Genomic DNA, 7011 nt, shown 5'->3' on the forward strand with positions numbered 1-7011 from the left:
GGCGTGTACCTGGAGCGCTACGGCGGCCTCGGAGTCGTCGAACTCTCGCAGGCGCCCCTCGGCGACACCCCCCGCGACCCGGACAGCGTGGCCGGGATCGCCGAGCGCGCCCTGCCCAGCGTGGTCACCCTGCACGTCCAGGGCTCCGGCCAGGCCGGCACCGGCACCGGCTTCGTGCTCGACGACCGCGGCCACATCCTGACCAACCACCACGTCGTGCAGGCCGCCGAGGACTCCGGCGACGGCCGCATCGTCGTCACCTTCAGCGGCGGCGAGACCGCCCGCGCCGAGCTGGTCGGCGGTGACTCCGGCTACGACCTGGCGGTGGTGCGGGTGAAGGGCGTGAAGGGCCTGAGCCCCATGCCGCTGGGCAACTCCGACGACGTCCGCGTCGGTGACCCGGTGGTGGCCATCGGCGCCCCCTTCGACCTGGCCAACACCGTGACCGCCGGCATCATCAGCGCCAAGGAGCGCCCCATCACGGCCGGCGGCGAGGGCGACGGAGGCGACGTCTCCTACGTCGACGCCCTGCAGACCGACGCCCCGATCAACCCGGGCAACTCCGGCGGACCGCTGCTCGACACCCGCGGCCGGGTCATCGGCATCAACTCCGCCATCCGCTCCGCCGACACCGGCATCGACACCGACGACGGCACGTCCGGCTCCATAGGCCTCGGCTTCGCCATCCCGGTGAACCAGGCCAAGCGCGTCGCCGAGGAGCTGATCAACGAGGGCGAGGCCACCCACCCGGTCATAGGCGTCACCCTCGACATGGCCTACCCCGGCGACGGGGCGCGGGTGCACACCCAGGGCGTCGACGGCGGCTCCCCGGTGACCCCCGGCGGCCCCGGCGCCGAGGCGGGGCTGAAGCCCGGCGACGTGATCACGGCCGTGGACGGCGTCCGGGTGCACTCCGGCGACGAGCTGATCGTCAAGACCCGTGCGCGCCGGCCCGGCGACCGCCTGGAACTCACCGTGAAGCGGGACGGCAAGGAACGTGAGGTCACCCTGGTCCTCGGTTCCTCCGGCGGCTGACGGCCGGGCATCACCGGGGCGTCACCCCAGCGTCATCGCGGGGTGACGCCCCGGCGGCCCGGGATGTGTTGTACGCGTCAGAGGGTGGTCGGACAGTACCGGTGGGGCGGGTCGGCCGGGTACCGTGGTTCCGCCCCGGGACATCGCAAGGAGCTTCAGGTGTTCAATGACATAGGAACGCTCGAGCTGATCACGCTCGTCGTCCTCGCCGTGCTCGTCTTCGGGCCGGAGAAGCTCCCCAAGGTCATCAGGGACGTCTCCCGGACGATCCGGAAGATCCGCGAGTTCTCCGAGAGCGCCAAGAACGACATCCGCGACGAGCTCGGCCCGGAGTACAAGGACTTCGAGTTCCAGGACCTCAACCCCAAGACGTTCATCCGCAAGCAGCTGCAGAACGACGACCTCGGTATCAACGAGATCCGCGAGTCGCTCGACCTGAAGAAGGACATCCAGCAGCTCGCCGACCCGAACGCCGTGGACGTGCCGTCCTCCTCCGGGCCCTCGACGCCCCCCGTCCCGGCCGCCCCGGCCATCCCGCCGTCCACCGCGGCGGCCAAGCCGGCGGGCCCGGTCGGCCTGGAGAAGAAGCCGGAGCCGGCCGCCGAGCGTCCTCCGTACGACCTCGACGCCACCTGAGCCGGGCGCCCGCGCCGGCCCCCGCCGCCCCTCCGCCCTCCTTCACCGCCGTGCGCCGTCCCGACCCACCCGGTCGGCGGTAATCCCGGACCGGTGAAGAGAGGTGGCTATGCTGCCGAGTTGTTGTGCGGACCGGCGGCTGATCCTCCACGATCTCCCCGCGGTCCGGCGAGGAACGAGGAGGCGTCCGGGCATGGAGACGAGAAGTCGGGTAGGCGCGCAGGCGTCGGCGGTCGCAAGCGGCCGGCCCGCCGCGGGCGGCAGCGGGGTGGACGGTTACCTGAGAGCGCCGTTCCCCTGGTACGGCCTCGACGAGGCGTTCACCGGGCCGCGCTGGCTGATGCAGGTCGCCGCCTCCGGCGACGGCGCGGTCGAGCACGGTTCCCTCGGCCACGGAGAGGAACCCTCGGTCCGCTACGAGGCGGCCGAGGACAAGGAACGATTCGCCGTGGTGGTCACCGTCGCCGACCAGCCGGCCCGGCGCAGCGCGGACGGCACCGGCCTGCTGGACGCCACCACCGCCTCCTCCGCCGCCTGGCTGGCCGGCCTGGGGCTGCTCTCCTACACGTGGCCCCTCCACATGGACCACACCCTGCGCGACGACTGGCTGGAGCAGCAGACCGAGACGGCCTGGGTGCTCGCCGACGACCTGGAATGCCACGCCTGGTCCACCTTGCAGCTTCCGGTGGACGGCGAGGCGACCACCTTCCACTACCGGGAGTCGGAGTTCGGGTGGGTGCTGGCCGGCTCCACCGGCAGCGGAGTCCACATCGGCGCGTACGGCCGCGGGATGAGCGCCTACGGGCTGGGCTTCTCGGCGGTCGAGGACATCGCCGACTACGACGCCTGACCGCACGCCCCGGCCGCACCACCGACGCCGGACCGCACCGACGCCGGACCGCACCGACGCCGGGCCGCACCACCGCCTGACCGGCACCACCGCCGGACCCGCACCACCGCCCCTGGCCGCACGACGACGACACCGCACGGCGCACCGCACACACCGAGGGGCGCCGTCCGGCAGAACGGCGCCCCTCGTGTGTGCGGTGCGTCCCGTGTCGCCCGCCGGCCGCGGACCGGACGGCGGGGTCGGAACGAGGCCGGAACGGGTCAGAACTTGTTGCGCGGGGTGATCCCCAGCGACAGCCCGGACAGACCGCGCTGACGTCCGCCGAGCTTGCCCGCGATGGCCCGCAGCGCGGAACCGGCCGGGGAGTCGGGGTCGGTCAGCACGACCGGCTTGCCCTCGTCGCCGCCCTCGCGCAGACGGACGTCGATGGGGATCGAGCCGAGCACCGGCACCGTGGCGCCGGTGGTGCGGGTCAGGCCGTCGGCGACCACCTGACCGCCGCCGGTGCCGAAGACGTCGACCATCTCGTCGCAGTGCGGGCAGGGCAGGCCGGACATGTTCTCGACCACGCCGACGATCTTCTGATGCGTCTGCACGGCGATGGAACCCGCGCGCTCGGCGACCTCCGCGGCGGCCTGCTGCGGCGTCGTGACGACCAGGATCTCCGCGTTGGGGACCAGCTGGGCCACCGAGATGGCGATGTCGCCGGTGCCGGGCGGCAGGTCGAGCAGCAGGACGTCCAGGTCGCCCCAGTACACGTCGGCCAGGAACTGCTGGAGCGCGCGGTGCAGCATCGGGCCGCGCCACACCACCGGGGCGTTGCCCGGGGTGAACATGCCGATGGAGATGACCTTCACGCCGTTCGCCGACGGCGGCATGATCATGTTCTCGACCTGGGTGGGCCGGCCGTCCGCGCCCAGCATGCGCGGCACCGAGTGGCCGTAGATGTCCGCGTCGACCACACCGACCTTCAGGCCGTCCGCCGCCATCGCGGCGGCCAGGTTGACCGTCACGGAGGACTTGCCGACGCCGCCCTTGCCGGACGCCACCGCGTACACGCGGGTCAGCGAACCCGGCTTGGCGAACGGGACCTCGCGCTCGGCGGTGCCGCCGCGCAGCGCCGCCGCCAGCTCCTTGCGCTGCTCGTCACTCATCACGTCCAGCGTCACGTCGACCGAGGTGACGCCCTCGACACGGGTCAGCGCGGACGTCACGTTGTCCGTGATGGTCCCGCGCATCGGACAGCCCGAGACGGTGAGGTACACCGTGACGGCGACCGCGCCGTCCTCGCCGATCTCCACCGACTTGACCATCCCGAGTTCGGTGATGGGCCGCTGGATCTCGGGGTCGTTCACCGTCGCCAGCGCTTCGCGCACCGCGTCTTCCGTAACCATAAGGACGATGGTACGGCCCTCGGAGAGACACCGGGCAGGCCACTCACCGGTCGTCTGCGTCACGTCCCGGGCGGTGCCCCTCCGGGTGGTGCCCCTCCGCACGGTGGCCGTCGGACCGGTGCGGGTCCGGCCGCTGCGACCCGGCCCGCTGCTCCTCCATCTCCTTGAGCAGGTCGTGCAGCTCGGAGCGGATCCAGTCACGGGTGGCGACCTCGCCCAGCCCCATCCGCAGCGCGGCGATCTCCCGGGTCAGGTACTCGGTGTCCGCGATGGAGCGCTCGTTCTGCTTGCGGTCCTGTTCCAGGTTGACCCGGTCGCGGTCGTCCTGCCGGTTCTGCGCCAGCAGGATCAGCGGGGCCGCGTAGGAGGCCTGGAGCGACAGCATCAGGGTCAGGAAGATGAACGGGTACTCGTCGAAGCGCAGCGGCGCCGGCGCGGCCACGTTCCAGCCCACCCACACGGTGACCGCCACCGTCATCCACACCAGGAAGCGGCCGGTGCCCAGGAAGCGGGCGATCCGCTCCGACACCCGGCCGAAGGCGTCCGGGTCCCACTCGGGCAGCAGCCGGCGCCGGCGGGTGCCCAGCGGCAGGTCCAGGCGCTCCCGCGTCCGGGTGCCGGTGGCCCCCGCGAGGGCGCGCGTCTCCCGCGTCTCGCGCCGTTCCCTGCTCTCGCGCCGTTCCCTGCTCTCGCGGCGTTCCCTGGTCTCGCGCCGTTCCCGGCCGTGCGCCGTGGCCCGGCCGCGGCCGGGAACGCGCTCGTCGCCGTGGTGGCGCCGGTCGTCGCGGTCACCGGCCATCCGGAGTCGCCTCCTTCGGCGCTTCGGCCGGGTTCTGGGCGGCCGGCGGTTCCTCCAGGTGGTACTCCGTCTCGCGCCAGTCGTCCGGCAGCATGTGGTCCAGCACGTCGTCCACGGTGACCGCGCCCAGCAGGGACCCGGTCTCGTCGACCACGGGCGCCGCCACCATGTCGTAGGCGGCGAAGAAGCCGGCCACCACCGGCAGGTCGGCGGTGGGCGACAGCGCCTGGAGGTCATCGTCGATGATCGAGCCGACCAGCGTGTACGGCGGGTCCCGCAGCAGCCGCTGGAAGTGGACGGTGCCCAGGTACTTGCCGGTCGGGGTGTCCTCCGGCGGGCGGCAGACGTAGACCTGCGCGGCGAGCGCGGGGGAGAGGTCGGCGTTGCGGACCCGGGCCAGCGCGTCGGCGACCGTGGCGTCCGGGCGCAGCACGATCGGCTCGGTGGTCATCAGACCGCCCGCGGTGCGGTCCTCGTAGGCCATCAGACGGCGCATGTCGGCGGCGTCGTCGGGCTGCATCAGGCTCAGCAGCCGTTCCTTGTCGCCCTCCGGCAGCTCGGACAGCAGGTCGGCGGCGTCGTCCGGGTCCATCGCCTCCAGGACGTCGGCGGCGCGTTCCTCGGCGAGCTTGCCGAGGATCTCGATCTGGTCGTCCTCCGGCAGCTCCTCCAGCACGTCGGCCAGCCGGTCGTCGTCGAGCGCGGCGGCGACCTCGGCGCGGCGCTTCGCCGACAGGTGGTGCAGCACGTTGGCGAGGTCGGCGGGGCGCAGCTGCTCGAAGGTGGCCAGCAGGTTCTCCGCTCCCTGCCCCTTCTCCTCCAGGGACAGGCCGGTGACCGCCGACCACTCCACCAGGAACTGCTCGCCGGCCTTGCGGCGGAACGCGCCGCCGCGGCCACCGCGCTGCACGAAGAGTCGGTCGACCTCCCACTCGCGCTTGTTCGGCCGCTGGTGCACCGACAGGTCGAGGACGGTGACCTCCTCGTCGTTCTCGTCGAGCCGCACCCGCCGGTCCAGCAGCTCACCGAAGACCAGCCGCTCCGGCGGCCGCTGCTCGAAGCGGCGCACGTTGAGCACCCCGGTGCTGATCACCTGGCCCGACTGGATGCCGGTGACCCGGGTCATCGGCAGGAAGATCCGCCGCCGGGTCGGCAGCTCCACCACCAGCCCGAGCAGCCGGGGCGGCCTGCGGCCCACCCGCAGCACGACGATCAGATCCCGCACCCGACCGACCTGGTCGCCGTTCGGATCGAACACGGCCACGCCCGCGAGGTGGGAAACGAAGATGCGCCCACCCGCCATGAACTGCCTCCTTCCAGGGGCGGTCGCCTTCCCGCCCTTGCCCCGAGTTGCCCGGAAAACGCCGCAGTGGGCGGGGATCAGGCTAGCCCGTACCGGTCCGGTACGCCCTGGTGGGCGGTCCGGACGGACTGCCTCCGTCTGCCCCGTCAGGCCACCGGTACGCTGCCCCCAGCCGTCGACACCGGATGAGAGGCAGCCGCGCCTGTGACCCCGATTCCCCAGCGTCGTACCCGCATGTCCGCCCGGGTGGCGGCGGTGTGCGCCCTGGCCGTGGCGACCACGGGGCTCACCGGGTGCGGGACGGACCCGGACGAGGGCACCAACGGGGTCGGGAAGCTGGAGCCGGCGCAGATCCGCGACCGGGCGACGAAGGCGGTCGGGTCGGCGGACTCGGTGCACCTGTCCGGCACGGTGATCACCAAGGACGGCGGCGTCGAGCTGGACATGCGGCTCTCCGACGGCGGCGGCCGGGGTGAGGTCACCTCCGGCGGCACCACCTTCGGACTGCTGCGCGTGGGGGAGGACCTGTACCTCCAGGCCGGCGCCGACTTCTGGAACCAGGCGGCCGGCGGGGACGGCAAGGGGCTGGAGGGCACGACGGCGGAGAAGCTCGACGGCAAGTACGTGAAGGTTCCCGAGAAGGATCCCGCGTACCAGCGGTTCAGCGGCTTCACCGACATGGACTCCTTGCTGGACGGGCTGCTCGACCTGGACGGGAAGCCGGCGAAGGACGGTTACCACGAGGTGGGCGGGGCCCGGACGATCCGGCTGATGTTCGACGAGGGAGCGGCGGGACGCCTCGACGTCTCCCTCAAGGGCACGCCGTTCCCGCTCCGCCTGGAGCGGCCCGCCGAGGGGGGCACCCTCCAGTTCGCCGAATGGAACAAGGGGCTCGACCTCGAGGAACCGCCCAAGGACGAGCAGGTCGACTACGGCCAGGACCTTCCCGAGACGTGACCCTCTCCCGCCCCGCCGGCCGCCCCGAGGGGCCGCG

Annotated in this window: 7 protein-coding genes; 4 read left to right on the forward strand and 3 right to left on the reverse strand. The window is 72.7% G+C overall.

Annotated features, from left to right (window positions below; all coding sequences use genetic code 11):
• The 3 genes from HW445_RS14085 to HW445_RS14095 form a co-directional block, all read left to right on the forward strand.
• The coding region (locus HW445_RS14085) for a S1C family serine protease (RefSeq protein ID WP_180221364.1) at positions 1-1035 on the forward strand (1035 nt) is incomplete at its 5' end.
• A 159-nt stretch (positions 1036-1194) separates the two neighbouring features.
• Positions 1195-1671 carry a sec-independent translocase gene (locus HW445_RS14090; protein ID WP_180221365.1) on the forward strand — a complete coding sequence of 159 codons (477 nt, stop codon included), beginning with the start codon at positions 1195-1197 and terminating at the stop codon, positions 1669-1671.
• 193 nt (positions 1672-1864) lie between these two features.
• Positions 1865-2521 carry a hypothetical protein gene (locus tag HW445_RS14095; protein ID WP_180221366.1) on the forward strand — a complete coding sequence of 219 codons (657 nt, stop codon included), beginning with the start codon at positions 1865-1867 and terminating at the stop codon, positions 2519-2521.
• 260 nt (positions 2522-2781) lie between these two features.
• Here HW445_RS14095 and HW445_RS14100 read toward each other — a convergent pair whose 3' ends face one another.
• The 3 genes from HW445_RS14100 to HW445_RS14110 are packed head-to-tail and all read right to left on the reverse strand — an operon-like array spanning position 2782 to position 6017.
• Positions 2782-3915: an Mrp/NBP35 family ATP-binding protein gene (locus tag HW445_RS14100; RefSeq protein WP_180221367.1), complete on the reverse strand. Its 1134-nt coding sequence runs from the start codon at positions 3913-3915 to the stop codon at positions 2782-2784.
• Positions 3916-3958: 43 nt separating this feature from the next.
• Positions 3959-4714: a DUF1003 domain-containing protein gene (locus HW445_RS14105; RefSeq protein WP_257231063.1), complete on the reverse strand. Its 756-nt coding sequence runs from the start codon at positions 4712-4714 to the stop codon at positions 3959-3961.
• On the reverse strand, positions 4704-6017 hold the full coding sequence (locus tag HW445_RS14110) for a magnesium transporter MgtE N-terminal domain-containing protein (RefSeq protein ID WP_180221368.1): 1314 nt from the start codon (positions 6015-6017) through the stop codon (positions 4704-4706). The genes HW445_RS14105 and HW445_RS14110 overlap by 11 nt, the downstream gene beginning before the upstream one ends.
• A 204-nt stretch (positions 6018-6221) precedes the next feature.
• On the opposite strand from HW445_RS14110, the gene HW445_RS14115 reads away from it, so the two are divergent.
• Positions 6222-6974, forward strand: coding sequence for a hypothetical protein (locus tag HW445_RS14115; protein WP_180221369.1), 753 nt, complete (start codon positions 6222-6224; stop codon positions 6972-6974).
• Positions 6975-7011: the final 37 nt, after the last annotated feature.

Origin of the sequence: Streptomyces sp. UH6, assembly GCF_013421635.1 — a bacterium.
Classification (GTDB): Bacteria; Actinomycetota; Actinomycetes; order Streptomycetales; family Streptomycetaceae; genus Streptomyces; species Streptomyces abyssomicinicus.

Excerpts from the sequence above, each read along its gene's own strand:
- HW445_RS14095 (WP_180221366.1), top strand. The coding sequence starts at position 1,865 with ATGGAGACGAGAAGTCGGGTAGGCGCGCAGGCGTCGGCGGTCGCAAGC.
- HW445_RS14100 (WP_180221367.1), bottom strand. The coding sequence starts at position 3,915 with ATGGTTACGGAAGACGCGGTGCGCGAAGCGCTGGCGACGGTGAACGAC.
- HW445_RS14110 (WP_180221368.1), bottom strand. The coding sequence starts at position 6,017 with ATGGCGGGTGGGCGCATCTTCGTTTCCCACCTCGCGGGCGTGGCCGTG.
- HW445_RS14105 (WP_257231063.1), bottom strand. The coding sequence starts at position 4,714 with ATGGCCGGTGACCGCGACGACCGGCGCCACCACGGCGACGAGCGCGTT.